Consider the following 24,908-nt stretch of genomic DNA (forward strand, 5'->3'; position numbering starts at 1 on the left):
TCCCATTCGCGGAGGCTATCCACGCGGTTGTCCGTTCGATCGATATTCCCGTTTCACCGGAACAAGCATTACCCATGGCACGTACGAATTCATCCAGCTCCGGACCCAGCCAGCGCATGTTGCGTGTCGGCGAGCAGGTCCGCGCCGCCATCACGCAAGTGCTTCAGCGCGACGAAATCCGCGATCCGCTGATCGAAGCGACCGTCATTGCCATTTCCGAAGTGCGCATGTCGCCCGATCTCAAGATCGCGACGGCTTACGTCACGCCGCTTGGCGAGCGGGATCACGATGCGCTCGTCGCGGCGCTCAACCGCAATGCGCGCGCGGTGCGCAAGCACATCACGCCAGCGCTCCGACAGATGAAATACATGCCGGAAATTCGTTTCCGGGACGACACGAGCTTCGACAATTACCAGAAGATCGATGAGCTTCTGCGCTCGCCCGAAGTCGCTCGCGATCTCGACCGCACGACCGACAATTATGGCGATGACACCGACGATGCCGACAAGGGGTCGTCGAGCTGATGGGCGGTCGTCGCGGCAAGAACAAGGGTCGGCCCGTCTCGGGCTGGATCATCCTCGACAAGCCAGAGGATTTCGGCTCGACGGAGGCCGTCTCCAAGATCAAGTGGCTGTTCAAGGCCCAGAAGGCCGGCCATGCCGGAACCTTGGATCCCCTGGCGTCCGGCCTCCTGCCGATCGCCCTTGGCGACGCCACCAAGACGGTTCCCTACGTCATGGATGGGCGTAAGATCTATGAATTCACCGTGCGGTGGGGTGCCGAGCGCGACACCGACGATATGGAAGGCGAGGTCACGCAATCGAGCGACCGTCGCCCGGCCCAATCCGACATCGAGGCCCTGCTGCCGCGCTATACCGGCGTGATCGAGCAGATCCCGCCGCAGTATTCTGCGGTCAAGATCGACGGCAACCGTGCCTACGATCTCGCGCGTGGCGGAGAAACGGTCGAGATCGCGTCGCGGGAAGTGGAAATCCACCGTCTCGATCTGGTCGCCTGTCCCGAGGACGATCTTGCCGTCTTCGTCGTGGAATGCGGCAAGGGCACCTATGTGCGTTCGCTCGCCCGCGATTTCGGTCGCGATCTTGGCTGCTATGGCCATATCGCCAAGCTGCGCCGCATCGGCGTCGCGCCGTTCTCAGACGAAGACATGGTGCCACTCGCCGACCTGACGGTGTTGGAAGAGATGGCGGATGATGCAGAGCGGCTTGCTGCGCTCGATGCGTTCCTGATCGACACCGGTGAAGCGCTCGCCAATCTGCCGCATGTCGCGATCACCGACGATCAGGCGCACCGGCTGCGCATGGGCAACCCGATCATTCTGCGCGGCCGCGACGCGCCGCTCGATGAGGCCGATGTCTGGGTCACGGCGCGCGGTCGTCTTGTTGCAATCGGCGAAATTGGCCAAGGAGAGTTTCGTCCCCGCCGGGTTTTCGGCAACTGAAATCCATTTCACACGTTGCGCGCCTAGTTGGACAACTTGGCGCGCCTATCTACGCCAGGAGCGTTCTCGGCCGGTGGCCGAAGGAGAAACTATAAAGTGCCGGGCCCGCCATTCCGGCAAGAACAATAACGAGAACGCGCTGCCGCATAGAAGGCTCGGGATCAGATGTTCGAAGTTGTTTCCCATCATCGGCTGAGCAGTCAGAAGCGCGCCTCGATGCGGGTTGCGTGCTGATGAGTCAGGCAGTGGAAGACAACGCTCCTTCCGAGGTGGAGCAGGCGGCTCCCAAAGCGACGGACAGGCTGCGTTCGCGCCCGATCTCGGACTATCTTTTCTTCCTGATCCTCATCTGCCTCGTGCCTGCCCTCCTCTTTTCAGGCTACCTTCTGGTGCGCACCAACTCGGTGCAGCAGGAAGGCCTTCAGTCCATCTTCCAGTCCAACACGCGTTCGATCGTTCAGGTGGTGGAGCAGGAAGTCTCCGGCATGCTGACGACGCTGCGGGTGCTGGCGACCGATCCGACTCTCCAGGCCGACAACCTCGAAGCATTCCACGACCGCGGCCGCCGCGCGCTCATCGGCCGCGGCATGAACCTCGCCGTCGTCGGCAGTGATCTGCGGCAGGTGTTCAACACGCGCGCCGACTATGGGGTGCAACTGCCTGCGGCGAGCGATCCCAGAACGCTGCGCCGCGCACTTGAGGACCGAACCTCTGCCGTATCCGGCGTGCTCTTCAGCGAGACGTCGCTCTCGTGGGTGTTCTTCGTGGCGCTACCCGTCAATCGCGAGGGGCGCGAACCCATCCTTCTCGTTCTGGCGCGTGGCGCCGATTCCCTGGCCCGGGCGATCGAAGACGGTCGTCTGCCCGCCTCTTGGCAGGTCGCCATCGTCGACGACAGTCAGACGGTTCTCTCCTCCACCGATCCCTCACTTGCGGCGGGCGGAACCTTGCCCTTCACCTTCAAGGAAAACTTCCGCCAAGGGATCACCGAGGTGGACATGAACGGCCATTCCTTCCAGATCATCCGGGAAGGTTCGGCGCTCACCCAGTGGAGTGTCGTCGCCTGGACTCCGAAGGCGACGATCAGCGCCCCCATCATGCGTTCGATCGCCCTTCTTTTGATCGGCGGCTTGACGATCGGCGCTCTGGCAGGTTTCGTCGCCTGGCTCGTGGCCGGCCGTGTCACGCGCTCTGCAAGGCGGCTGTCGGAAAGCGCGCGGCTTCTGGGCGCCGGGCAGCCGGTGCCGCAGCCGCCCCATCCGATCAGCGAATTTGCCGTCGTGTCGACCGCCCTCAGCGAGGCAGCCTCTAATCGCAGCGAGGCCGAGAGCGAGATCCGCCTGCTGATGCGCGAAGTGGCGCACAGGTCCAAGAACCAGCTCACCGTCATCAACGCCATGGTCGGCCAGACCGCCAAGAACGCTGCGAGCGTCGACGAGTTCGTCGACAGCTTCCGGCGCCGCATCACCGGCCTTGCCCGCTCCACCGACCTGCTGCTCGCCAACGCCGCCCGCGGCATCGATTTCCGCGCGCTGGTGGAAAGCCAGCTCGAGCCTTTTCTGCCGAGCGACCCGGAGCGCGTGCGGCTTCTGGGACCGAAAGTCATGGTCGACGCGCAGGCCTCGCAGACGCTCGGCATGGCGGTGCACGAGCTCGCCACCAACGCCTCGAAATACGGTGCGCTGGCGGACGAGGAGAGCCGGCTCGAAATCACCTGGTGGCGGCGCGAGGGTATGCTGTCGCTCACCTGGCGCGAATATGTGAAGAAACTCCACGTCTCGCCCGATCAGGAGCGCAAGGGCTTCGGCTCCGTCGTGCTCGAGCGCATGATGGGCGGCACGCTCGATGCTCAGATCACGCGCACGCTTCATGCCAACGGCATCGAGTGGCACTTCGCCATCCCGCTCGACCGCCTGCGTGCCGATGGCTCCGAGGAGCAAGCCTGAGCGCGTGGGCTCCCGCTGTTGCGGCTTTCCGCAGGGCGCAACGGCCATTTCGCCCTTTCCTTATGGGCGGTTTTGGCCTATAGGCACGCCAGCGCGACGGGTGGTTCTGCCACCTTCGCGTTTTGTCATGGCCTCCGCTGGACGACATCCCGGCCGCAGGCGTCCCGAAGATCCTCAAACAATCGATAGAAAGGATTGTCCGATGTCGATCACTGCCGAACGTAAGGCTGAACTGCTCAAGCAATACGCGATCAAGGAAGGCGACACCGGTTCGCCGGAAGTCCAGGTCGCGATCCTGACCGAGCGGATCAACAACCTGACCGATCACTTCAAGGGCCACAAGAAGGACAACCACTCCCGTCGTGGTCTCCTCAAGATGGTTTCCAGCCGCCGTTCGCTCCTCGACTACGTCAAGTCGAAGGACGAAGAGCGCTACAAGACGCTGATCACCAGCCTCGGCATCCGCCGCTAGGCTTTGAGCTTGAAGCCGGCGGGGCTGTTCGTTGAACGGCCATCCGCCGGTTTGCACTTTCGGCAGGCGGCGCCTTTCGCAGCTCCGCCTGTCCGGTCTACCCCGCCCGGCAAGAGGTCGGTGCGGGTGATAAGCGACCTGTCATGGGGCAGGATTGCAGGATGCTTGCATCGGCCGCGCGCCGTTTTCCTTCCGGACACCAAGCCTCCCGTTGTCTTGCCCGTGGCGCGTCATAACGCCAAGCCGGGTGCTGCGGTTCTCAGACGAGCCTCGCGCGCCCCGCCAATCAAGGACACTCCATGTTCGATCACCACAAAGTTGAACTCGAATGGGCCGGCCGCACGCTGACCCTCGAAACGGGCAAGGTCGCCCGCCAGGCTGATGGCGCCGTCATCGCCACCTATGGCGAGACCGTCGTGCTCGCCACCGTCGTTTCCGCCAAGGAGCCGAAGCCCGGCCAGGACTTCTTCCCGCTCACCGTCAACTACCAGGAAAAGACCTACGCCGCCGGCAAGATCCCGGGTGGCTACTTCAAGCGCGAAGGCCGTCCTTCCGAAAACGAGACGCTCACCTCGCGCCTCATCGACCGGCCGATCCGCCCGCTCTTCCCGGACGGCTACAAGAACGACACCCAGGTCATCGTCACCGTGATGCAGCACGATCTGGAGAACAATCCGGACGTCGTCGCCCTCGTCGCCACGTCCGCTGCGCTGACGCTTTCGGGCGTGCCCTTCATGGGCCCCGTCGGCGGCGCGCGCATCGGCTACATCAACGGTGAATACCGCCTGAACCCGACCGTCGACGAGATGCCGGAATCCAAGCTCGACCTGATGGTCGCCGGCACGGGTGACGCGGTTCTCATGGTGGAATCGGAAGCCCAGGAACTCGACGAAGAGACGATGCTCGGCGCCGTCATGTTCGGCCATCGCGGTTTCCAGCCGGTGATCGACGCGATCATCAAGCTCGCCGAAGTGGCCGCCAAGGAGCCGCGCGACTTCACCGCCGAAGATCATTCGGCGCTCGAAAGCGAGATGCTCGCCTTCGCCGAAGCCGAACTCCGCGACGCCTACAAGAACACCGACAAGGCCGCACGCTACGCCGCCGTCGATGCCGTCAAGGCCAAGGTCAAGGCGCATTTCGCACCGGCCGAAGGCGAAGAAGCCCGCTACACCGCCGAGCAGATCGGTTCGGTCTTCAAGTCGCTCCAGGCCAAGATCGTGCGCTGGAACATCCTCGACACCAAGTCGCGCATCGATGGCCGTGATCTCGCCACCGTCCGCCCGATCGTGTCGGAAGTCTCCATGCTGCCGCGCACCCACGGCTCCGCACTCTTCACCCGCGGCGAGACCCAGGCGATCGTCGTCGCCACGCTCGGCACCGGCGAAGACGAGCAGTACGTCGATAGCCTCACGGGCATGTACAAGGAGCGCTTCCTGCTCCACTACAACTTCCCGCCCTTCTCCGTCGGTGAAACGGGCCGCATCGGCTCGCCTGGCCGCCGCGAAATCGGCCACGGCAAGCTCGCATGGCGCGCGATCCGCCCGATGCTGCCGGCGCCCGAGCAGTTCCCCTACACGCTGCGCGTCGTCTCCGAAATCACCGAATCCAACGGCTCGTCCTCCATGGCGACCGTGTGCGGCACCTCGCTCGCACTCATGGATGCAGGCGTGCCGATCCAGCGCCCCGTCGCAGGCATCGCCATGGGCCTGATCAAGGAAGACGAGCGCTTCGCCGTCCTTTCCGACATCCTGGGCGATGAAGACCACCTCGGCGACATGGACTTCAAGGTCGCAGGCACCGAGAACGGCATCACCTCGCTGCAGATGGACATCAAGATCGAAGGCATCACCGAGGAGATCATGAAGATCGCGCTCGGCCAGGCCAAGGACGGTCGCATCCACATTCTCGGCGAGATGGCCAAGGCCCTCACGACGAGCCGCGAAGAGCTGGGCGAATTCGCCCCGCGCATCGAAGTGATGCAGATCCCCGTCGACAAGATCCGTGACGTCATCGGTTCGGGCGGCAAGATCATCCGCGAGATCGTCGAGAAGACCGGCGCCAAGATCAACATCGAGGATGACGGCACGATCAAGATCGCATCGGCCTCCGGCAAGGAGATCGAAGCCGCCAAGAAGTGGATCCACTCCATCGTCGACGAGCCGGAAATCGGCCACATCTACGAAGGCACGGTCGTGAAGATCGCCGATTTCGGCGCCTTCGTGAACTTCTTCGGCCCGCGCGACGGCCTCGTCCACATCTCCCAGCTCGCCGAAGAACGCGTCGCCAAGACATCCGACGTCGTCAAGGAAGGCCAGAAGGTCTACGTCAAGCTCATGGGCTTCGACGAACGCGGCAAGGTCCGCCTCTCCATGAAGGTCGTCGACCAGGAAACCGGCAAGGAACGCGAAAAGCAGGAAGACTGATCAAGCCGATCAGCTCCGCTGAAATGCCAACGGCCGCATCGAAAGATGCGGCCGTTTTTGTTGTTTGTTGGAGCGTGAGTGTTCACTGTCCTCCCATAAATATTTAGGGGTATTCGGCAGAATACTCAGCCATTCTGCGTCTTATCCAATTTAAATGTTTTGAATAACATTTCAGTGCTTGAAGCGATCTGTAGTTGCGTGAATTCTGTATGAGCGAATCATCATGACAGGATATCGTTCATGGCCAATTCGAAGCTGAAGCTCATTTATGTCGCGGAAATGCTCGTAGAATTGCGGAAACTGGCGATCGAATCGCGCGAGCCCATGCTCGCTCATCTTCTCGCCATGGCTGAACTTGAAGCCAGAAGTGAACCTCCTGAAATCTGCAGCGATGCTGGTCGCATGTCGATAGAAACAGAAATAAAGTGTTTCCATAAGCTGTAGCGATCCGCTTAAACTAGCGGTTGCAGAAAACGTAATTGCATGTAACTTCGCGCCGATTTGAAGTATTGGCATGGAGTGGCGTGCGCATGACCCTCGACCAAGCTGCAGACTATCTGGCGGTGGTCGAAGAACCGGATGTTCAGAAGGACTTAGCCTTGACCCGGTTGATCGTTGACCTGAGGAGCCGACCCGAACTCGCGAGATCGGCCGGCAATTTCCAAGCCGCCTTCTTCACCTTCCAGCGCGCCTTGCTCGAAGAACGAGAAGACGCCGAGGACCACCGCTTCCATGCTATGACATGCTTGGCTGAACTACGCCGCGCGGTGGGGTGAATGGGCAACGATGACCGGCAGAATTCAAAGGGTCGCAGACTGTGCACTTCTCTGGAATTGAAATCTACGGTGTAGAACCGAAAATTGTCCTTGTCTCCCGCGCCTGGTATCGCGTGAGATCGCAATTCCGATTTTAACTACAGCTGGGGGGCTCGGTGATCGCGAAGCTTCATATAAACATCTCTCAGGGAATTATTGATGTGGAGGGCGATCCTGAACTTGTTCGCGCCATTTACGATGATTTCAAAGAACAATTATTGGCGGGGGGCACCATGCAGCCGCCTCCACTTGATGAGAGCGAAGGAGCAGGCCCTGCTGAAGACGGCGGCAGGCCCAAGGCAAGGTCGAAACGCAAACCGCCTGCCAAGAAGCGGCTGGCCAGTGATGAGGGTGGTCCCAATGTGAGCGCGGACTCGCCCAAACTGGACAAGAATCTCGACACTTCAGGCTTGCCGGCTTTTTATGAGCGTTATGAAGCTAAAAATAATCCGCAGAAAATCTTGGTGTTCTTGAAGTTCATGAATGATGAACTGGGTATCGAAAACCCCAACACCGATCAATTCTACACTTGCTTTGAAAAAGTGAACGCACGGGTGCCCAAGGCATTCGCGCAAGCATTCCGCGATGCTAGCGGTCGGAACTTTGGTTACATCGATTATAATTCCGCCACGGATATTAGGATTACCACTGTAGGAAGCAACCACTTTAAGTTTGATCTCAAAAAGAAGAGTTCTGAATGACCAATGAGGTCAATCAATTCTATAGTTCGATTGAGAATGCTGCTGACCAGAGCCAAAGTGCCCTCGTCGAGTTATTTGTATACTTCTTGACGTTCAAATCCGGGCAGGAGTCGGCGACGCCCAAGCAAGTTGCTGAATGTTTTGCTGCATGTGATCTCGTTGTGCCAGGGAACGTGAGTGCTCGCCTATCAGAAGGCCTTAAAAGCAAGCCACCAAAATATATCAAATCAAATGGTGGCTATAAACTTCAACGCCACATGCGTGAGGCTCTTTCCCGTAAGATTGGAGCCGAAACCGTCACCGCTCAGACCAGCGCCACGCTCCGGGGGTTAGAGCAGAAGCTACCCGCTGGCGCTGATAAGGAATTTCTTAAAGAAGCCATCAATTGCTTCGAGGTTGGCGCTAACCGCGCTGCCATTGTCATGACGTGGATATTGGCGATGGATCATCTGTTTGCCCATATCATCAAGCACAAACTAGTGGACTTCAATGCGGCCCTATTGAAGGACAAGGGCGTCAAAATTGACGCCATCACGCAGCGGGATGACTTCACCGAAATCAAGGAAACGAAGTTCATCGAGCTGTGCCGCGCAGCAGGTGTAGTCTCAAACGATGTTCGGAAAATCTTGGACCAAAAGTTAGGCACGCGGAACTCATGCGCCCATCCGTCTGGAGTGACGGTCAACAAATCTAAAGTCATCGACTTCATAGAAGACCTCGTTGACAACGTCATTCTGAAATATTCGACGTAAACTTCGGCGGGCTTGTCGGGATGCGGTAGGCCAATCCCCATGAATCATCTATGACGGCCGCTCTCGGGGTTCTCTAATATCGACGTAGCCGACCGTCGTTGGATCGAAAGCCGTCATAACTGCCCCCCAATTTTCCCCGCCCCTCCGCCCCGTGCCATACTCCCTTCGTCCCCGCCGGTTGGAAGCATTCGCGAGACGTCCGGGTGCGGGTGGGGGACGGCGCTTCCGGTTGTGGGGAACGATGCCCGCAGCCTGGAGCTGGACCGACAGCGCCTCCGCCGGCACTACGACCGGCTTTGGCTCCGTGTCCATGCAAGCCGTCGGTGCGGAAGCGAGCGATGATCCCCGTGAGCTGCGATGCGGCCGGTGGAGGGGCGTTCGATCCGGGCTGAGCGCGTGAAGCCGCATGAAGGGTCCCGCCGGGAGCCTGAAGTGCGCCACCATGTGCTCGCGAAGGTCCGGTCCCGCATGAAGTCCCCGTCAAAAGGGCGACGGCGCAGAGGGTGTCGACTGGTCCAGAGGGACGAGGGTCCCGTGAAACGTCGGGCGGGGCGCGCGAAGCGAGCCACACCTACTTTTTCTATCGAGGCCGCTTCGCGCGCCCCGTCTCCATTCTGCCTCATCCCCCGGGCGGCGAAAGCCGTGCCGGGCAAAGCCGCATGGGCCTCCCTTCTCGGCCTGTTCCGTTGCCGGCCTCTCCCGCTCGAAGACTGGCCGCGCTACGCTCCGCGCATTGGACAGGCGACAGGAAACGGAGCGATCGATGTTCGAGATCAAGCGGCTCACCGCGGGTGACGAGGCGCTCGCGCGCCAGCTCAACGGCCTTTTCGCGCGGGAATTTGACGATCCCGAGAGCTATGCGTCCAGGCCGCCAGCCGACGCCTGGCTCGCGCGGCTTCTCGCCCGCGAATACGTGCATGCCTTGGTGGCCTTGGACGGGGACGATGTGATCGGCGGTCTCGTCGCCTATGAGCTCGAAAAGTTCGAGCAGCAGCGCTCGGAACTCTACATCTACGATCTTGCGGTGGCCGAGGCCCATCGCAGGCAGGGCGTCGCCACCTCTCTGATCGAAAAGCTCCGCGCGATCGGCGCCGAGCGTGGCGCCTGGGTCGTCTATGTTCAGGCCGATTACGGCGACGATCCGGCCGTCGCGCTCTACACCAGGCTCGGCACGCGCGAGGACGTCATGCATTTCGACATTGCCGTCAAAGCCGGCGGCGGCTGAAGGCGCCGCCGCCGACCAGATCTGTCGTCAGCTGTCAGGCGCCCGTCGGCCGGCTCTCCACCACCGTTTCGGGGTTCGCCTTGGCATAGGGCCAGGCCTCGTGGTCGAGGTCGAGATCCGGGAACGCCGTCGGCCGGAAGACCGGCCGTTCCACGCCCGATTTCAGCTGGTCGCGGAAATCGTTGAGCACGCGCAGCGCGGTCGGGAACAGCATCATGATCGCCATCAGGTTCACGATCGCGAGCACGCCCATCAGCGGGTCTGAGAAGAAGAACACCGCCGTTGCGCCGGGCGCCGTCGCGCCGAGGAAGACGATCACGACGATCGCCAGCCGCAGAACGTGCAGCGCCGCCGGTGCGCCGGTCATCACCTTCAGCGCCGTCTCGCCCAGATAGTAGTTGTAGATGATCGAGCTGAACGCGAAGAGCAGGATCGCAAAGGTCAGGAAGTACTGCGACCAGTTGCCCACCTGGCTCACCAGCGACTGCTGCGTCAGCACCACCCCGTCGATCCCTTCGGCACCCGGCTGGTAGACGGGGCTGAGCAGGATGATGAAGGCCGTGCAGGAGCAGATGATGATCGTGTCGATGAAGACCGAGAAGGACTGCGTGATGCCCTGGCTGATCGGGTGGCGCACATCGGCGGTCGCCGCCACGTTCGGGGCCGAGCCGAGGCCGGCTTCGTTGGAGAAGAGGCCGCGCCTTAGGCCCTGCGCCAGCGCCGCGCCCACGCCGCCGCTGACTGCTTCTTCCAGGCCGAACGCATTGGCGATGATCGACCAGATCACGCCGGGCAGCTCCGTGATGTTCATCACGATGACGATAAGTGCCAGCCCGATATAGATGAACGCCATGATCGGGATGATGACATCCGCCACCTTGGCGATGCGCCGGATGCCGCCATAGACGATGAAGCCGGTGATGATGGCGAGGAGGATGCCGCTCCACAGCCGGTCGACGCCGAGGCTGTCATTCACCGCGCCCGCAAAGGTGTTGCCCTGGAACGCGTTGAAGCCGAAGGCGAAGGCGAGCATCAGGCAGATTGCGTAGACGACGGCGAGCCACCGGTAGCGGTGGCCAAGCCCGTGGATGATATAGCTCGCCGGTCCGCCCCGATAGGTGCCGTCGCCGTTCGAGCGCTTGTAGAGCTGCGCCAGCGATGCCTCGACAAGGCTCGTCGCCATGCCGACCAGCGCGATCGCCCACATCCAGAACACCGCACCCGGTCCGCCAAGCGTGATCGCCACCGCCACGCCCGCGATGTTTCCGCCGCCGACACGGCCGCCGACGGATATCAGAAGCGCTTCGCGCGCGCTGATCGCATTCGGATCGCCGCTCTGGTTCTTGCCCGAGAGCACACGGAACATGCGGGTGAAATATTCGATCTGAACGAAGCCGCTCATCACCGTGATGAACACGCCGAACACCACGAGAATGGGGATCAGCGCCCATCCCCAGGTGAGGTCCTCGATCAGACCGAAAAAGCCGGTAATCAGATCCATAAGCTCAAAATCCCCTCTAGGAGCGGGCCGCTCCTTCAATAATGCGATCGCAACGCCCCTCCCTCCAGCACGAACGCGCGACCAATGGAAGCTCGTGTGACCGTCGCAGACGATGCGACGCTCATCCCATTGAGGCTGAGGGGCTGCCACAAAGCAACCATCAGGGACTAACTTTGAACCTTGCTCGTCACCGAGCGGCCCATGCTTGTCTCTTGTTGGTAGATATTCTGCGCCAGCCCGTTGGCGGCTTTCACTCGCCGGTCAGCCTATTCGCATGCCTGGCGGGCCGTTGCCGGCGGATCGACCGTCAGCTTTTTAAGATCCGCCACCGGCCCCGCAGCCAGCGCACCGACCACGCAATGCCTGCCAGGCACCCCACGACGGCGCCGGTGAGAACGGCAAAGCCCAGGAACAGGATCTCACCGCCACGTGCATCGCCCTCCGCCCATTGCAGCAGAGCGAAAGCACCAAGCGCAAAGCAAGCTGCCCCGGCTGCCATGCATCCGATCAGAACGGCAAAACACACGAGAATTTCGAAGCCCGGGAACACGCCGATAGGCTTTAGGGGACTGCCGGCGCGATGCTCGATATCGTCCATGGCCTCACGCACCGGATGATTGCCGCTCACGCGTCATCGTCGATGACGATTTCGCAATCCGGCTCGAACCCTCCGGCCTCGACCGCTTCATTGCATTCGTTCAGCGCTCTTTGGCGAACATCCTCGCCGCTCCACATGGCCCAGGCGGTCGTGTTGCGGGACCGCGCGACGATCTTCGGTCCCTCCAGCGCGTCCACATTCTGGGAAAACGCAAAGGTGGCTTCGTGCGATAGCAACGAGCCGTCGTCGTCGCTCCAGTTCTCCGGCACGATCCGGCCGATCCGGTAGCACTCGGAATCGCCTTCGCTCCGTTCGGCGTCGCAGTCCGCCAGTGCGGATTTTTCCGCCGCTTCCATCGAGTGCAATTGCCGGCGCAGATGGATGGAGAGCTGCCTTGATCCTTCGGGCAGAAACGCATAGATCGCACCGAAGAAATGCGCATCTCCGATCGTGTCGATCAGCATCGTGCCGAGGTCCTGCCTCTGCTGCGCATTGAGCCCGTCATTTTCAATCTCGAGCCGGTATCCTTCGGCGTCTGGAAGCGCGGCCTTGGCCTCGTCGCTCGTGATGACGGCAGTGGCTGGCGCGTCCTGGGCGGCCGCCGGCAGTGGCATGATCGAGGCAGCCAGGAGCCCGGCAAAGCCGAGAGCCAGTGGAGCACGCAGCGCGCCAAGGTCGCCAAGGGCTGAGAACATGGTGTCGGCTCCAATACGCGTAGGTTGCATGCCAGGGGGCGACCATTCCAATGGAGTGTGTCGAAAGCATGGGCACCGGGCGCCGCAACAACGGCGTTGGCGAAGCGACGCCGTGTAGACTCGCTTTCATCGCCGCGCTAATCGTCGGCGCATGAAAAACGGCGATCACCTCTTCCTTGTCGACGGTTCGGGCTACATCTTCCGGGCCTACCACGCGCTTCCGCCTCTGACGCGCAAATCCGACGGCCTGCCGGTCGGCGCCGTGTCTGGCTTCTGCAACATGCTGTGGAAGCTGCTCGTCGAGGCGCGCGACACGGAAGTGGGCGTCACGCCGACGCATTTCGCGGTGATCTTCGACTATTCTTCAAAGACCTTCCGCAACACGCTCTACGATCAGTACAAGGCGAACCGCTCCGCCCCGCCGGATGATCTCATCCCGCAATTCGGCCTGATCCGCCAGGCAACGCGCGCCTTCAACCTGCCTTGCATCGAAAAGGAAGGGTATGAGGCAGACGATCTGATCGCCACCTACGCGCGGCTGGCTGTCGAGGCCGGGGGCGACGTCACGATCGTCTCCTCCGACAAGGACCTGATGCAGCTCGTTACCCCCAAAGTGTCGCTCTACGACACGATGAAGGACAAGCAGATCGGCATTCCCGAGGTCATCGAGAAATGGGGCGTGCCGCCTGAAAAGATGATCGACCTGCAGTCGCTGACAGGGGACTCGACCGACAACATTCCCGGCATCCCCGGCATAGGCCCGAAAACCGCAGCGCAGTTGCTCGAGGAATATGGCGATCTCGATACGCTTCTGGAACGTGCGTCCGAGATCAAGCAGAACAAGCGGCGCGAAAACATCATTCAGTTCGCCGATCAGGCAAGGCTGTCGCGCGAGCTCGTCACGCTGAAGCTCGACACGCCGATCGATGTCGGGCTCGAAGAATTGAGCCTCGACGCACAGGATGGGCCGAAGCTCGTCGGTTTTCTGAAGGCGATGGAGTTCACCTCGCTCACCCGCCGCGTCGCGGAAGCCACCGGTACGGATGCGGCTGCCGTCGAGCCGTCCCATGTCCAGGTGCAGTGGGGGGCTGACGCCCACGGACCCGATCTCGACAAGGGCGATGCGGCAGCGCCCGCGGGCGGGACGACGGTTGCCCAAAGGGCAGCCGGCGGCTCGGAGCAAACCGTTGCAAGTGCCTCCGTAAGCGCCAAGACAGAGACCTGGACGCCTCAGGCTCTGGCGAAGGCCCGTGCCGAAGCGGCAGCAACCAGCACGATCGACCGCACGTCCTATGTCACCATTTCCGATCTGGAGACGCTCGACCGTTTCATCGCTATTGCCCGTGAAACTGGGCTCGTCGCGTTCGACACGGAAAGCAATGCGCTGGATGCGATGCAGGCCGATCTCGTCGGCGTGTCGCTCGCGGTTGCCGGCAACAGCAAGGATGCATCCGGCAGGGAGATCATGGCGGCCTACCTGCCGCTCGCCCACCGTACCGGCGAAGGTGACATGTTCGGCGGCGGCATCGCCGAAGGGCAGGTGAATTTCGACGAGGCGCTTGCCCGGCTGAAGGTGCTGCTGGAAGACCCGGCCATCCTGAAAGTGGGCCAGGACTTGAAATATGACTGGCTGCTGATGAAGCGCTACGGCGTCGAAATCGGCCCGTTCGACGACACGATGCTGATGTCATATGTCGTCGAATCCGGCATGGCGAGTTTCGGGGGCTCCGGCGGCCATGGCATGGACGCGCTGGCCGAACGCTGGCTTGGCCACAAGACGATCGGCCTCAAGGAAGTTGCGGGGTCCGGCAAGGGGCAGGTGACGTTCGATTTCGTGTCGATCGAGAAGGCCACCGAATATGCCGCCGAGGATGCAGATGTTGCGCTGAGACTCTGGTTCGCGATCAAGCCGCAGCTGGTGGCCAAGGGTCTCGTGCACGTCTACGAGCGGCTGGAGCGGCCACTGCTGCCGGTTCTTGCCCGCATGGAAGAGCGCGGGATCTCGGTGGATCGCCAGATCCTGTCACGTCTGTCCGGCGAATTCGCGCAAGGTGCGGGCGCCCACGAGGCGGCGGCCTATGAACTTGCTGGTGAGAAATTCAATCTCGGTTCGCCCAAGCAGCTCGGTGAAATCCTGTTCGGCAAGCTCGGTCTGCCGGGCGGCTCGAAGACGAAGACCGGGCAGTGGTCGACATCTGCCCAGGTGCTTGAAGATCTGGCCGCGGTCGGCCACGAGCTGCCGCGCAAGATCGTGGACTGGCGGCAGCTGTCGAAACTGAAATCGACCTACACCGATGCGTTGCCGGGTTACATTCATCCGCAGACGAAGCGCGTCCACACCTCCTATTCGCTTGCCTCGACGACCACCGGCCGGCTCTCTTCCTCCGAGCCGAACCTGCAGAACATCCCGATCCGCACCGCCGAAGGCCGCAAGATCCGCACCGCCTTCATCGCGGAACCGGGCAACAAGCTGGTCTCGGCAGATTACAGCCAGATCGAACTGCGGGTCCTTGCCCATGTGGCCGATATTCCGCAACTGCGCCAGGCGTTTGCCGATGGCATCGACATCCACGCGATGACGGCGTCGGAAATGTTTTCAGTGCCGATCGAAGGCATGCCGTCGGAAGTCCGCCGGCGGGCGAAAGCCATCAATTTCGGCATCATCTACGGCATCTCCGCCTTCGGCCTTGCCAACCAGCTTGCCATCGAGCGGTCCGAGGCCAGCGACTACATCCGCCGCTATTTCGAGCGCTTCCCGGGCATCCGCGATTATATGGATGCGACCAAGGCGTTTGCGCGTGAGCATGGCTATGTGGAAACGATCTTCGGCCGCCGGGCGCATTACCCGGAAATCCGCTCGTCAAACCCTCAGGTCCGCGCCTTCAACGAGCGCGCGGCGATCAATGCGCCGATCCAGGGCTCGGCTGCCGACATCATTCGCCGGGCGATGATCCGCATCGAGCCGGCATTGGCACAATCGAGCCTGTCCGGCCGCATGCTGCTGCAGGTGCATGACGAACTGATCTTCGAGGTGCCCGAAGCGGAAGTGGACCAGACGATCGAGCTCGTCACCGATCTCATGGAAAACGCAGCCATGCCCGCGCTCTCCATGAAGGTGCCGCTGAAGGTGGATGCGCGCGCCGCCGACAATTGGGACGAGGCACACTGACAGCCGGCCGAGTGGCTCAGCTGTAGATCATCTTGCGCGTCATGCCGCCATCGACGGTGAACTCGGCTCCGGTGACGAAGCCGGCTTTCTCGGACAGGAGGTAGGCGGCAAGATGCGCGATGTCTTCCGGCGTGCCGACGCGGCCGGCCGGATGCTGGGCGTGATCTTCGGCCGAAAGCTTAGCCCCCGAAACGTCGATCCAGCCCGGCGAGATGCAGTTGACGCGCACGTCCGGCCCAAGGCTGATCGCCAGCGAGTGGGTCAGCGCGACGAGCCCGCCCTTGGTCGCGGAATAGGCGTGCGTGTCCTTCTCGCTCATATGCGCCCGGGTGGATGCGATCAGCACCATGGCGCCTTTCGCTTGCCGCAGCGCCCCTTCGCCATGCTTTGCGAGAAGGAAGGCGGCCGTCAGGTTGATTGCGATCACCCGGTTCCAGTCGGCGAGCGTCAGTTCGGAAAGGCCAGCAAACTCGGAGATGCCGGCATTGGAAACGATGGCATCGATGCGGCCGCTGCGTTCCTGCACGCCCTCGATCAACGCGACGATGTCGTCCTCGCGCGCCACATCGCAGGCCACGAAATCGCATCCGGTTTCCTCTACGATCGCAGCGCCCTTCTCTTCATCGAGGTCGGCGACGACGACATCCCAGTCTTCGTCGATCAGTTGACGCACGATGCCCGCGCCTATTCCGGAAGCGCCACCGGTGACGATCGCCGTCTTCATCATCCCGAAATTCCTTTCGACTGCTTCAATAATTTTCGCTTGGTGAACCTGCCCGCGCTTTCAGACGGTGATAGGGTCACCCTTCCTCCAAAAGCCGGATCCGAGCAAACGGGTTCCGCGATCCCTGGACTGCTTTGAAGAAACCTTTGACCCAATTTCCGCCCCCAGCCTCGCCCGACGCCCGACCGGTTCGCCTCCTGCTCGGCATTGCCCTGACGTTCGGCTCAACCTTCGTGCTTGCCAGCATGGATGCCCTGTCGAAACTGCTGACCGGCGACCTGCCCGTGGTGCAGGTGGTGTGGGGTCGCTATTTCTTCCATACGCTGATCGTGATGACGGTGCTCGCACTGCGCGCGAAGCCGGGCTTCTGGAAAAGTCGGCGTCTCGACCTGCAATTGGTGCGGGCGCTGTTGCTGTGCGCCACGACGTTTCTTCTCTACGCGTCGCTGATCCACGTGCCGCTTGCCGATGCGACCGCGGTGCTGTTCTTCGCGCCGGTGCTCGTTACGCTGCTGGCCTATCTGGTCCTGGGTGAAAGCGTGGGGCCGCGCCAGCTCGTCGCCGTGGTCGTCGGCTTCCTGGGCGTTCTCCTGATCATCCGGCCGGGATTCGGCGCCGAAGCCGCCATGCTGATCCCGCTCGGCGCAGCCGTGCTTCTGGCTTTCTTCTACCTGTTGACACGGCTTGTCGGCCGCTACGATGTCGCATCGACCACGCTCTTTTATACGACGAGCGTGGGCGCCGTTTTGTTTTCGCTGGCGCTTCCCTTCGTCTGGGAAGCAACGACCTTGCCGCAGATCGGCTTGATGGCTGCAATGGGAAGTTTAGGCGCGCTCGGCCATTTCCTGCTCGTGCGCGCCTTCGCCATCGCGCCGGCTTCGTCGCTGTCGCCTTTTCTCTATTCCCAGATCGTGGCTGCCGCCACGATCAGTGTTGTCGTTTTCGGGGACCCGCTGCAATGGACGATGATCGCCGGCGCCGGTCTTCTCGTCGGCAGCGGCATCTATGTCTGGCTCAGAAGTTAGCCGGCTATCAGGTGACGCGGGCGCGACGTTTGTACTCTTCGCGATCCCACAACCTGCCATCCATGACTTCGGCGATGATCTTCACCGCACCGTCCACTTCCGCCTCGCCGATATAGAGCGGCGTGAAGCCGAAACGCAGGATGTCCGGCGCGCGGAAATCGCCGATCACCTTGCGCGCGATCAGCGCCTGCATAATGGCGTAGCCCTCCGCATGCCGGAAACTGACCTGGCTTCCACGCATGCCCGCGTCGCGCGGCGTCGCGAGCGTTAATTCCGGGCAAGCGGCCTCGACGCCGGCTATGAAGCGTTCCGTCAGTTCGATCGAGCGGGCGCGCACGTCGGCCATCGTGGTCATGTCCCAGATATCCAGCGCCGCTTCGAGCGCGGCCATCTGCAGCACCGGTGGCGTGCCGACGCGCATCCGCTCGATGCCGCGGCCGGGCCTGTAGTTCTGGTCGAAGGCGAATGGCTGCTCGTGGCCGAGCCAGCCGGCAAGCGCGGGCTCCGCACTTTCGGCAAGATCGGGCCTGACATAGATGAAGGCCGGGCCGCCCGGGCCCGAGTTCAGATATTTGTAGGTACAGCCGACGGCGAAATCGGCATCGGCGCCCGTCAGGTCGACGGGTACGGCGCCGGCCGAGTGGGCGAGATCCCAGACAGTCAGCGCGCCGGCCGCATGGGCCTTTTCGGTGATCCGCTTCATGTCGTGCATGCGCCCGGTGCGGTAGTCGACCTCCGTGATCAAGGTGACCGCCACCGTTTCGTCGATCGCGCCTTCGACGTCTTCCGGCGCGACCGTCTTCAGGCTGTAGCCTTGGCCGAGCAGCCCCACCAGGCCTTCGGCCATGTAGAGATCGGAGGGAAAGTTGCCCGTGTCGGACAGGATGATCTTGCGATCGGGCCGCAGCCGCAGCGCCGAGGCAAGCGCCTGGAAGACCTTGATCGACAGGGTGTCGCCCATGACGACGGTGCCGGCGGGCGCCCCGATCAGCTTGCCGATGCGGACGCCGATATCCGTCGGCTTGGCCATCCAGCCGGCCTTATTCCAGCCGGTGACGAGCATGTCCCCCCATTCGGCCGTGATGGTCGAGGCGACCCGTTCGGCTGCCTTCCTGGGCAGCGGACCAAGCGAGTTGCCGTCCAGATAGATCAGGCCCTCGGGCAGATGGAATTCGCGGCGGGTCTTGTCGAAATCGGTCATGTAAATATTTAGCCGGCGCACCATTCAGGCGGCGCCCGCCTCCTCTATGTCGGTGGTGAAGGTGGCGGGAAGGGACACTTCCAGCAATTCGATGTCGTCTGATGGGTCGGCGTAGCGGGTCTTGAGGCCCGGCGGCACCACGAAAGCATCGCCGGCGCCAAGACGTTGCGCGGCGTGACCTTCGGCCTCGAGCGTCAGTTCGCCATCCATCACGAAGGTAAAGAGAATGTCGCTGTCATGCCGCGCGGGAACCGGCGATCCCTCGCCGCGCCTGGCCACATGCACGCCGGCAACCCCTTGCGTGTTCTCGCCGATCGTCGTGTCGCGAGCGATGAAACCCGGCAGCCGGAACGGCTTCCAAGCCGCCTCCGCAGCCTTGTGGTGCACGAAGCGCTGCCCCTGAAAGCGCCTGTCGGGATTGGCAGGGCCATTCGGCAAGGTCATGTCGTGGTCGATCGACGTGATGTGCTCGGCCGGCACGCCGATCTCGATCACCTCGATATTGGGGCTGGCATAGAGCACGCGGTGGCGGATTTCAGGCGGCTGGATAACGCAATTGCCCGCTTCAAGCCGGAAGGGCTCGCCCTGGTCCTCATAGACGAGGTCGACCCAGCCGCGATAGCAGAAGATCAGCTGGAAGCCGACAGTGTGGTAATGCACCATGTCGGGCACGGGCCCGCCATCGGGGATTCGGATGTGGCTCGCGATGATCGAGCCGCCGAGCCGCGACGGCACCAGATCGCGGTAGTGCATGCCGGCGCGACCGATGACCCAGGGTGCCTGGTCGGCGAGCCGCCGCACGACGAAGTCATGGGCAGTCGTCGGTGTCGCGAGCGGCACATGCAGCGGTTCGATCTCGATCCGCGTTCCGTTCGGCGCGGTCAGCCGCCTCTCGCCGCCGGCAAAGCCGTCCGGATCCTCGGTCAGAATGCGGATCGTGCCGGGCGACTCGCTGGCATGGGCATCGAGGCAGAGCCGCAGTCCGTGGCCGGAAACGACGGCCACCTTCGGATCGTCGGCAGGAAAGATCGTGTCGAGCCGCATCTTCAAGACCTTGGTGAAGAAGGGCAGGTCGTCGCGCACGTCTTTCGTGGGAAGGCGCATTTCAGCACGCGTATCGCTCATGGCTCATGCCTCTCGCAATGGTTTGTGGTCTCGGTGATCGGGTCCGTCCCAGTCGTGCAGGAGCTGGGAAACCCTCGAAAGCCCGTCTTCCAGCCGAACGCTCTCGCCTCCGCCGACACCGAGCCGGATATGGCCGGGCATGTCGTAGGCGGAACCGGGCAGCAGGAAGGTGCGGTAGGGGGCGGCAAGCAGGCGCCGCGCGAAATCGTCGGAATCGATGCCGTCTGCCAGACGAGCGAGACCGATCAGGCCCGCCTGCGGTCGTACCCAGGACAGCTTCGGCTCGTTCGCCACGAACCGGTCCAACTGATCGAGATTGGTGCGGCCTTCTGCGCGTGCCCGGTCCAGCGCGGGACCGAGGCGCTCGGGTCTGAGCGCGATTTCGGCGATGGCCTCACCCATTACGTTCATGATCTCGCTTGCGTTTTCGCGCAGGATCACGGCGTCCATGATCAGGTCCTTGTCGCGGCAGATCATCCATCCGGTGCGCAAACCCTGCAGTCCGAGCGCCTTGGAAACGCTGCCGGTCGTGATGCCGCGCTCGTAAAGTCCTGCAATGCTCGGCGCGCGCGTGCCTTCCCATTCAAGCCCGGCATAGACTTCGTCGACGAGAAGCCAGGCGCCGACCGACCGCGCGATCGCGACGATCTCGGCGAGCTCGGCTGTATCCATCAACCGGCCGGTGGGATTGTTGGGGTTCGACAGGAAGATGAGTTTCGTGCGCGGCGTGACCGCATCGCGCAGCTCACCGAGCGGCAGGCGCCATTGATCCTCTTCGCGGCGATGGACAAAGCGCATGGTTGCCCCGACGGCCGCGCCGAGAACGGCGGCCTGCGGCCAGCCCGGCACTTCCGTAACGATCTCGTCGCCGGCCTCGACCAACTGGCGGATGACGAGATAATTGGCTTCCGCTGCACCCGCCGTGATCAAGATATCGTCCGGCGTGCAGATGCCGGAAAGTCCGGCCTGCGCGATCACATGCTCCCGGAGCGCCGGAAGCCCGCGGAACGACTTGCCGTTCCAGTCCAGCGACAGTTCCGGATCGAGATCGGGAAGAAAGTCGCCGAGCTTCGGCGAGCGCGCCAGCGAAAAGCCGACGATCGCTTCCGGGTCCGCCTCGGTCGTATCGAGCAGATACTGAAAGAGCGTGTGAATCTTGACTTTCATCCGGATCGGCACCTACTAGGCGGAAAGAGGAGATTAATAAATGATTTCAGAAACTTATATCAAAGGTAAGCCGATATCGCTGACCGTGCTCGACTACGGTTTGTTCAAGGTCCATGCGAATGGCCGGGTGATCGGGATCGTCGGCTTTCTGATCCGCACCGACCGCGACGAGACCATTCTCGTCGATACCGGTTTTCCGGCAAAGTATGCCTATGACATCGAGGCCTCCAGCGCAGAGGACAAGCTTGGCAGCTTTGGCGTCGTGCTTTCGCTCACCGAGGAAAATCTGCCAAAGGCGCAACTGGCCAAGGCCGGCGTCGCGATGGACGACGTCGATCTCCTCGTCATGACGCACACCCATATCGACCATGTCGGCGGGATCGCCGATTTCCCGGGCCGCCCGATCCTGATGTCGGCCGCAGAGCGCGCGCTCGAAAAGCCGATATACTGGAGCGGGCTGAAGCCGCTCGACTGGCCGGATCGCGCATACATGCTGGTCGATGGCGACGTCGATCTCGGCCCCGGTCTCAAGGTTCTGGCAGCCCCCGGCCATACGATCGGCCAGCTGGCCCTGCTCGTCGAACTGCCTGAGACCGGCCCGGTGATTCTGACGGGAGATGCCATCTCGCGGCCGGCGGAAATCGACGAGCGCTTCGATACGGCCGACGATCCGGCAGCTGCGATCGAAAGCGCCGACCGGTTGATGCGTCTGGCGGGTGAAAAGGGTGCGATGGTCATTTACGGCCACTCGCCCGAGCAGTGGCCGCAGCTGAAGAAATCGCCGGAATTCTACGCCTAGCGAACATCGCGACCCTGATTGAGGATGATGACATTGCCGCTTGAAACGTCGCCTGCCGGTGACAGCAGGAAGGCGACCCAGGCGGCGATTTCGCTCGGCTGCATCGCGCGGCCATGCGGCATGGCGGCGAGTGCCTTCTCGAGGACTTCTTCGCTGACGACGCCGAAGAGCGGCGTCTCGGTCATGGCCGGCGCGATGGAGTTGACGGCGATCTTCTCGCGAGCGTAGCGGCGCGCCAGATCCTTCGTCAGCGTGTCCATAGCCGCCTTGCTCGCGCGGTAGTGCGGCGGGTCGAACACATCGAAATTATAGGCGCCGTTCGAAGAGATCATCACGATCTTGCGCACGCCCGGCCGGCCGGCCATGAGCTTCACCGCCTGCTGGGAGCAGTGAAAGGCAGACGAGAAGTTGATCGCCATCTGGCGATCGAGTTCCTCGGCGGGAATGTCCGGAAAGGAGGACATGAGGCACGTGCCGGCATTGTTGACGAGTGCGTCGATGCCGCCGTGCTTTTGGGCGATTGCCTCGAACACTTCCGCGATCGCGTCGGCCTTTGTTAGATCCACCAAGTGGCCTTCGAAACGGCCTCCTGAAGACGCTTCCATCGCCCTCACGGCCGGTCCGTCGATGTCGAGGCCGACGACCGTCATGCCCGATTGCAGCAAGGTCTCCACGATCGCCCGCCCCATGCCTCCGGCGGCGCCGGTCACCACCGCAATCTTCGTTTCAGCCATCCACACATCTCCCCTTCTGCCGATGATAATTATAGTGGATTTGCCGGATTGTATATAATAAGATTTTCGACATGGGGTATTCGGCCAAGACAGATGCGGCGTTTGAGATGCTGCACCGTGACATTCTGAACGGCAGTCACGCGCCCGGTCAGCCGCTGCGTATCGCAGCGCTTTCCGCTCTTTACGGCGTCAGCGCCACCCCGCTGCGCGAGGCGCTTTCGCGGCTCGAGGAAAAGCAGCTGGTCGTCGGCAGCGCCAACCGTGGATGGCGCGTCGCACCTGTGTCACTGCCCGAGCTGGAAGATCTGGAAATCGCCCGCCTGACCGTGGAGACTTCGCTCCTGGAAGATGCGATCGCCCACGGCGATCTCGACTGGGAAAGTGGCATCGTCGCGGCCCATCATCGCCTCACCCAGGTTGCGCCACCTGCGGGCAATGTCGATGTCGCCGCCCGCCAGCTGTGGGACGAGACGCATGATGCGTTTCACATCGCGCTGCACGCCGCCGGACGTTCGTCCTGGCTGAAGCGCTTTTTCGTGCGGACGGCAGAGCAGCTGCGGCTGCACCATCAGGCACTTCTCTTCTATCCGCGTGCCATCAACCCGAATGGCCCGGAGAAACACACGCCGGAAACCGAAGCGCTGCTGTCGCGCGCCCATTCGGTAACGGCACATACGGAATTGATGCAGGTCGTTCTCGATCGCGACGCCCCGGTGGCGCGGGAGAAGCTGCGCCTGCATGTCGAGATCACGCTGGAGGTCTTTCGATCGATCGCCGGCGCGAGCGTGAAGGAAAAGAAGGCCAAACGAGAGGAACAAGTCATATGAAGAAACTGCTGCTTGCCACCACGACGCTTGCACTCGGCCTGACCGCCGGTGCGGCCGCATTCGCCGAGACGCTCACCGTCGGCGCCTATCCGTCGAACCCGCCATGGGAATTCAAGAACGAGCAGAGCGAGTTTGAAGGCTTCGAAGTCGACCTCATCACGGAAGTCGCCGAACGGCTCGACATGGACCTCGAGATCTCCGATCTCGGCTTCCAGGCGCTGTTCGCCGCCACCGCTTCCGGCCGCATCGATGTCGCGATCTCCACGATCACGATCACGCAGGAGCGCCTGCAGAGCCAGTCGTTCACGCAGGGCTACTACGACGCGGACCTCGCGCTCGTGTCGCTCGCTGACGGCGCGTCTAGCCTTGCCGATCTCGCTGGCGAGCCCGTCGGCGCCATTGCCTCTTCGACCGGCGATGCCTGGATCCAGGCCAACACCGCCGAATATGGCTTTGGCGAGCTGCGCACCTACCCGGACCAGCAGGGCCTTCTGCTCGACGTGCGTGCCGGCCGCATTGCCGGCGCCATCGGCGACGTGACGGGCTTCATCTTCGCTGCCAAGGAAATGCCCGATCTCAACATCGCCGAAGTGATCCCGACCGGGGACCAGTACGGCCTGATGCTGCCGAAGGGCTCCGAACTGCTGGAGCCGATCAACGCGGCCATCAGCGAGATCAAGGAAGACGGCACGCTCGCCGAAATCTACGAGAAATGGCTTGGCGAAGCACCTGCGGCCGACAGCTCGACGGTGACGGTGCTTGAAATCCCCACCGCCGAATAAGCGGCTCTTCGCGACATGGCGGCCCGTTGCAACAGACGGGCCGCTTCTTTTTGATCTCTGACAAGCGCGAAGGTCCGCCATGAGTTTCGTCGACACATTCCTCAACATCGATGTCATCATGCGCGTGCTGCCGATGTTGTGGCGCGGCATCTGGAACACGTTGGCGCTGGCGGGCGCGACCTTGACGGTCGGCGCGATCGCCGGGGTCCTGATGTGCTTGATCCGGCTTTATGCCGCCAAGCCGTTCCGGCTGCTGGCGGTCGCCTATATCGATGTGTTCCGGGCCATCCCGATCCTCGTGCTTCTCGTCCTCATCTATTACGCGTTGCCTTTCATGGGCCTGCGCTTCTCCCCCTTCGTCTCGGCCGTTCTGGCGCTCAGCCTCGTCTTTTCGGCCTTTACGGCAGAAGTGTTCCGCGCCGGCATCCAGGCGATCCCGAAGGGTCAGACGGAAGCAGCGGAATCGCTCGGGCTGCCGTTTCGCATCATCATCATCAAGGTGATCCTGCCGCAGGCGTTTCGCATCGCCATTCCGCCGCACACATCGAACTCGGTTGCGATCGCCAAGGACACGTCGCTCGCTTCCGTGGTGGCGATGCCGGATCTCCTCAAGCAGGCGACCGATGCGCAGGCGCTGACCGCCAATCCGTCGCCGCTGATCGCCGCCGCGCTCATCTATCTGATCGTGCTTTTGCCGGCGGTGCGTCTCGTTTCCTATCTCGAAAACCGCTTCCGCACGAACTGAACGCCATCCAGGGATTTGAA

General features: G+C 62.3%; 24 protein-coding genes. 16 read left to right on the forward strand and 8 right to left on the reverse strand.

The window, feature by feature from the left end; all coding sequences use genetic code 11:
• Nucleotides 1-74: 74 nt before the first annotated feature.
• From rbfA to QQL76_RS17375, 10 genes are all read left to right on the forward strand, one after another.
• Complete coding sequence (gene rbfA, locus QQL76_RS17330; RefSeq protein ID WP_499208711.1) at nucleotides 75-524, forward strand: 30S ribosome-binding factor RbfA; 450 nt, start codon at nucleotides 75-77, stop codon at nucleotides 522-524.
• On the forward strand, nucleotides 524-1,462 hold the full coding sequence (gene truB / locus QQL76_RS17335) for a tRNA pseudouridine synthase B (protein ID WP_499208712.1): 939 nt from the start codon (nucleotides 524-526) through the stop codon (nucleotides 1,460-1,462). Before rbfA ends, truB begins: the two co-directional genes overlap by 1 nt.
• Before the next feature lie 233 nt (nucleotides 1,463-1,695).
• On the forward strand, nucleotides 1,696-3,408 hold the full coding sequence (locus QQL76_RS17340) for a sensor histidine kinase (RefSeq protein WP_499208713.1): 1,713 nt from the start codon (nucleotides 1,696-1,698) through the stop codon (nucleotides 3,406-3,408).
• Nucleotides 3,409-3,610: 202 nt separating this feature from the next.
• Complete coding sequence (rpsO, locus tag QQL76_RS17345) at nucleotides 3,611-3,880, forward strand: 30S ribosomal protein S15 (RefSeq protein WP_126007017.1); 270 nt, start codon at nucleotides 3,611-3,613, stop codon at nucleotides 3,878-3,880.
• Nucleotides 3,881-4,179: 299 nt separating this feature from the next.
• Nucleotides 4,180-6,303, forward strand: coding sequence for a polyribonucleotide nucleotidyltransferase (pnp, locus tag QQL76_RS17350; protein WP_499208714.1), 2,124 nt, complete (start codon nucleotides 4,180-4,182; stop codon nucleotides 6,301-6,303).
• Nucleotides 6,304-6,543: 240 nt separating this feature from the next.
• On the forward strand, nucleotides 6,544-6,747 hold the full coding sequence (locus QQL76_RS17355; protein ID WP_499208715.1) for a hypothetical protein: 204 nt from the start codon (nucleotides 6,544-6,546) through the stop codon (nucleotides 6,745-6,747).
• Nucleotides 6,748-6,833: 86 nt separating this feature from the next.
• Nucleotides 6,834-7,079, forward strand: coding sequence for a hypothetical protein (locus tag QQL76_RS17360; RefSeq protein ID WP_499208716.1), 246 nt, complete (start codon nucleotides 6,834-6,836; stop codon nucleotides 7,077-7,079).
• Nucleotides 7,080-7,234: 155 nt separating this feature from the next.
• On the forward strand, nucleotides 7,235-7,819 hold the full coding sequence (locus QQL76_RS17365) for a hypothetical protein (RefSeq protein ID WP_499208717.1): 585 nt from the start codon (nucleotides 7,235-7,237) through the stop codon (nucleotides 7,817-7,819).
• On the forward strand, nucleotides 7,816-8,571 hold the full coding sequence (locus tag QQL76_RS17370; RefSeq protein ID WP_499208718.1) for a hypothetical protein: 756 nt from the start codon (nucleotides 7,816-7,818) through the stop codon (nucleotides 8,569-8,571). The genes QQL76_RS17365 and QQL76_RS17370 overlap by 4 nt, the downstream gene beginning before the upstream one ends.
• 763 nt (nucleotides 8,572-9,334) lie before the next feature.
• Nucleotides 9,335-9,796 carry a GNAT family N-acetyltransferase gene (locus QQL76_RS17375; protein WP_499208719.1) on the forward strand — a complete coding sequence of 154 codons (462 nt, stop codon included), beginning with the start codon at nucleotides 9,335-9,337 and terminating at the stop codon, nucleotides 9,794-9,796.
• A 34-nt stretch (nucleotides 9,797-9,830) separates the two neighbouring features.
• Here QQL76_RS17375 and QQL76_RS17380 read toward each other — a convergent pair whose 3' ends face one another.
• The 3 genes from QQL76_RS17380 to QQL76_RS17390 all read right to left on the reverse strand — a co-directional run bounded on the left by QQL76_RS17380 (nucleotide 9,831) and on the right by QQL76_RS17390 (nucleotide 12,590).
• Nucleotides 9,831-11,297, reverse strand: coding sequence for an alanine/glycine:cation symporter family protein (locus QQL76_RS17380; protein ID WP_499208720.1), 1,467 nt, complete (start codon nucleotides 11,295-11,297; stop codon nucleotides 9,831-9,833).
• Between the two features lie 307 nt (nucleotides 11,298-11,604).
• On the reverse strand, nucleotides 11,605-11,925 hold the full coding sequence (locus QQL76_RS17385) for a hypothetical protein (protein ID WP_499208721.1): 321 nt from the start codon (nucleotides 11,923-11,925) through the stop codon (nucleotides 11,605-11,607).
• The gene (locus tag QQL76_RS17390) at nucleotides 11,922-12,590 is read right to left on the reverse strand and encodes a hypothetical protein (protein WP_499208722.1); all 669 of its coding nucleotides are present in this window, start codon (nucleotides 12,588-12,590) and stop codon (nucleotides 11,922-11,924) included. Before QQL76_RS17390 ends, QQL76_RS17385 begins: the two co-directional genes overlap by 4 nt.
• Nucleotides 12,591-12,741: 151 nt before the next feature.
• On the opposite strand from QQL76_RS17390, the gene polA reads away from it, so the two are divergent.
• Nucleotides 12,742-15,759 (forward strand): DNA polymerase I, encoded by a 3,018-nt coding sequence (gene polA / locus QQL76_RS17395; RefSeq protein WP_499208723.1) that lies wholly within the window; start codon nucleotides 12,742-12,744, stop codon nucleotides 15,757-15,759.
• Between the two features lie 16 nt (nucleotides 15,760-15,775).
• Here polA and QQL76_RS17400 read toward each other — a convergent pair whose 3' ends face one another.
• On the reverse strand, nucleotides 15,776-16,486 hold the full coding sequence (locus QQL76_RS17400) for an SDR family oxidoreductase (RefSeq protein ID WP_126006995.1): 711 nt from the start codon (nucleotides 16,484-16,486) through the stop codon (nucleotides 15,776-15,778).
• A 143-nt stretch (nucleotides 16,487-16,629) separates the two neighbouring features.
• Between QQL76_RS17400 and QQL76_RS17405 the strand changes: the two genes are divergently transcribed.
• Nucleotides 16,630-17,508 carry a DMT family transporter gene (locus QQL76_RS17405; RefSeq protein WP_499208724.1) on the forward strand — a complete coding sequence of 293 codons (879 nt, stop codon included), beginning with the start codon at nucleotides 16,630-16,632 and terminating at the stop codon, nucleotides 17,506-17,508.
• A gap of 7 nt (nucleotides 17,509-17,515) precedes the next feature.
• On the opposite strand, the gene kynU is transcribed toward QQL76_RS17405, so the two are convergent.
• From kynU to QQL76_RS17420, 3 genes are read right to left on the reverse strand one after another with little or no spacing between them, the layout of a single operon-like run.
• On the reverse strand, nucleotides 17,516-18,709 hold the full coding sequence (gene kynU, locus QQL76_RS17410; RefSeq protein WP_499208725.1) for a kynureninase: 1,194 nt from the start codon (nucleotides 18,707-18,709) through the stop codon (nucleotides 17,516-17,518).
• A 24-nt stretch (nucleotides 18,710-18,733) separates the two neighbouring features.
• Entirely contained in the window at nucleotides 18,734-19,834 is a 1,101-nt protein-coding gene (locus QQL76_RS17415; RefSeq protein WP_499208726.1) for a cupin domain-containing protein, read from the reverse strand.
• Between the two features lie 3 nt (nucleotides 19,835-19,837).
• Entirely contained in the window at nucleotides 19,838-21,001 is a 1,164-nt protein-coding gene (locus tag QQL76_RS17420; RefSeq protein WP_499208727.1) for a PLP-dependent aminotransferase family protein, read from the reverse strand.
• A 40-nt stretch (nucleotides 21,002-21,041) separates the two neighbouring features.
• Between QQL76_RS17420 and QQL76_RS17425 the strand changes: the two genes are divergently transcribed.
• Nucleotides 21,042-21,800, forward strand: a complete 759-nt coding sequence (locus QQL76_RS17425) for an N-acyl homoserine lactonase family protein (protein WP_499208728.1) — start codon at nucleotides 21,042-21,044, stop codon at nucleotides 21,798-21,800.
• Here the strand turns inward: QQL76_RS17425 and QQL76_RS17430 are convergent.
• Nucleotides 21,797-22,534: an SDR family NAD(P)-dependent oxidoreductase gene (locus QQL76_RS17430; RefSeq protein WP_499208729.1), complete on the reverse strand. Its 738-nt coding sequence runs from the start codon at nucleotides 22,532-22,534 to the stop codon at nucleotides 21,797-21,799. The two genes, QQL76_RS17425 and QQL76_RS17430, sit on opposite strands and share 4 nt — an antisense overlap.
• A gap of 71 nt (nucleotides 22,535-22,605) precedes the next feature.
• On the opposite strand from QQL76_RS17430, the gene QQL76_RS17435 reads away from it, so the two are divergent.
• From QQL76_RS17435 to QQL76_RS17445, 3 genes are all read left to right on the forward strand, one after another.
• Nucleotides 22,606-23,361 (forward strand): GntR family transcriptional regulator, encoded by a 756-nt coding sequence (locus tag QQL76_RS17435; protein WP_499208730.1) that lies wholly within the window; start codon nucleotides 22,606-22,608, stop codon nucleotides 23,359-23,361.
• Nucleotides 23,358-24,143, forward strand: coding sequence for an ABC transporter substrate-binding protein (locus QQL76_RS17440; protein ID WP_499208731.1), 786 nt, complete (start codon nucleotides 23,358-23,360; stop codon nucleotides 24,141-24,143). The genes QQL76_RS17435 and QQL76_RS17440 overlap by 4 nt, the downstream gene beginning before the upstream one ends.
• A gap of 79 nt (nucleotides 24,144-24,222) precedes the next feature.
• The gene (locus QQL76_RS17445; RefSeq protein WP_126006977.1) at nucleotides 24,223-24,888 is read left to right on the forward strand and encodes an amino acid ABC transporter permease; all 666 of its coding nucleotides are present in this window, start codon (nucleotides 24,223-24,225) and stop codon (nucleotides 24,886-24,888) included.
• Nucleotides 24,889-24,908: the final 20 nt, after the last annotated feature.

This window comes from Rhizobium albus, from assembly GCA_030160035.1.
Lineage (GTDB): Bacteria > Pseudomonadota > Alphaproteobacteria > Rhizobiales > Rhizobiaceae > Georhizobium > Georhizobium albus.

Excerpts from the sequence above, each read along its gene's own strand:
- rbfA (WP_499208711.1), top strand. The coding sequence starts at position 75 with ATGGCACGTACGAATTCATCCAGCTCCGGACCCAGCCAGCGCATGTTG.
- truB (WP_499208712.1), top strand. The coding sequence starts at position 524 with ATGGGCGGTCGTCGCGGCAAGAACAAGGGTCGGCCCGTCTCGGGCTGG.
- QQL76_RS17340 (WP_499208713.1), top strand. The coding sequence starts at position 1,696 with ATGAGTCAGGCAGTGGAAGACAACGCTCCTTCCGAGGTGGAGCAGGCG.
- rpsO (WP_126007017.1), top strand. The coding sequence starts at position 3,611 with ATGTCGATCACTGCCGAACGTAAGGCTGAACTGCTCAAGCAATACGCG.
- pnp (WP_499208714.1), top strand. The coding sequence starts at position 4,180 with ATGTTCGATCACCACAAAGTTGAACTCGAATGGGCCGGCCGCACGCTG.
- QQL76_RS17355 (WP_499208715.1), top strand. The coding sequence starts at position 6,544 with ATGGCCAATTCGAAGCTGAAGCTCATTTATGTCGCGGAAATGCTCGTA.
- QQL76_RS17360 (WP_499208716.1), top strand. The coding sequence starts at position 6,834 with ATGACCCTCGACCAAGCTGCAGACTATCTGGCGGTGGTCGAAGAACCG.
- QQL76_RS17370 (WP_499208718.1), top strand. The coding sequence starts at position 7,816 with ATGACCAATGAGGTCAATCAATTCTATAGTTCGATTGAGAATGCTGCT.
- QQL76_RS17375 (WP_499208719.1), top strand. The coding sequence starts at position 9,335 with ATGTTCGAGATCAAGCGGCTCACCGCGGGTGACGAGGCGCTCGCGCGC.
- QQL76_RS17380 (WP_499208720.1), bottom strand. The coding sequence starts at position 11,297 with ATGGATCTGATTACCGGCTTTTTCGGTCTGATCGAGGACCTCACCTGG.
- QQL76_RS17390 (WP_499208722.1), bottom strand. The coding sequence starts at position 12,590 with ATGTTCTCAGCCCTTGGCGACCTTGGCGCGCTGCGTGCTCCACTGGCT.
- polA (WP_499208723.1), top strand. The coding sequence starts at position 12,742 with ATGAAAAACGGCGATCACCTCTTCCTTGTCGACGGTTCGGGCTACATC.
- QQL76_RS17400 (WP_126006995.1), bottom strand. The coding sequence starts at position 16,486 with ATGATGAAGACGGCGATCGTCACCGGTGGCGCTTCCGGAATAGGCGCG.
- kynU (WP_499208725.1), bottom strand. The coding sequence starts at position 18,709 with ATGACCGATTTCGACAAGACCCGCCGCGAATTCCATCTGCCCGAGGGC.
- QQL76_RS17415 (WP_499208726.1), bottom strand. The coding sequence starts at position 19,834 with ATGAGCGATACGCGTGCTGAAATGCGCCTTCCCACGAAAGACGTGCGC.
- QQL76_RS17420 (WP_499208727.1), bottom strand. The coding sequence starts at position 21,001 with ATGAAAGTCAAGATTCACACGCTCTTTCAGTATCTGCTCGATACGACC.
- QQL76_RS17425 (WP_499208728.1), top strand. The coding sequence starts at position 21,042 with ATGATTTCAGAAACTTATATCAAAGGTAAGCCGATATCGCTGACCGTG.
- QQL76_RS17430 (WP_499208729.1), bottom strand. The coding sequence starts at position 22,534 with ATGGCTGAAACGAAGATTGCGGTGGTGACCGGCGCCGCCGGAGGCATG.
- QQL76_RS17435 (WP_499208730.1), top strand. The coding sequence starts at position 22,606 with ATGGGGTATTCGGCCAAGACAGATGCGGCGTTTGAGATGCTGCACCGT.
- QQL76_RS17440 (WP_499208731.1), top strand. The coding sequence starts at position 23,358 with ATGAAGAAACTGCTGCTTGCCACCACGACGCTTGCACTCGGCCTGACC.
- QQL76_RS17445 (WP_126006977.1), top strand. The coding sequence starts at position 24,223 with ATGAGTTTCGTCGACACATTCCTCAACATCGATGTCATCATGCGCGTG.